General features: G+C 62.7%; 1 protein-coding gene. It reads left to right on the top strand.

Going from position 1 to position 458, the window contains the following annotated elements; genetic code table 11:
- A partial coding sequence (locus I6F37_RS39395) for a DUF3419 family protein (protein WP_276573804.1) occupies nt 1–458 on the top strand: 458 nt, incomplete at both ends.

The following is a 458-nucleotide window of genomic DNA, read 5'->3' as shown; positions in this document are numbered from 1 at the left end:
TCGCGGTAGACCTCAATCCGACGCAGTTGGCGTGCGTGCGGATGCGCGTGGCGATGTATCGGACGCATTCGCACGACGAATTTCTGGAGCTGATGGGCTCGCGGCCTTCGGGACGGCGGAGACATCTGCTCGAGCAGGCGGCGGCGCAGCTGTCGGACGAGGACCAGGCGTTCTGGGCCAAGATCAAGGACGACGTCGCGAAGTATGGGATCGGCGGCGTTGGAAAGTTCGAGCGGTACTTCCGCACGTTTCGCGAATGGGTTCTGCCGTTCGTGCACAACAAGGATACGATCGAAAGTCTGCTGAGGCCGCGCGATGCGACCGCGCGCGAGGCGTTCTACGAGAAGAACTGGAACATCTGGGGCTGGCGGATGATGGTGAAGGGGTTCTTCTCCCGCTTCGTCATGGGCCGGCTGGGGCGTGATCCGGCGTTCTTCGATCATGTCGAGGGTGGACCG

Source organism: Bradyrhizobium sp. NBAIM08, assembly GCF_020193935.1.
Lineage (GTDB): Bacteria > Pseudomonadota > Alphaproteobacteria > Rhizobiales > Xanthobacteraceae > Bradyrhizobium > Bradyrhizobium yuanmingense.
This window is presented reverse-complemented; position numbering and strand designations above follow the sequence as displayed.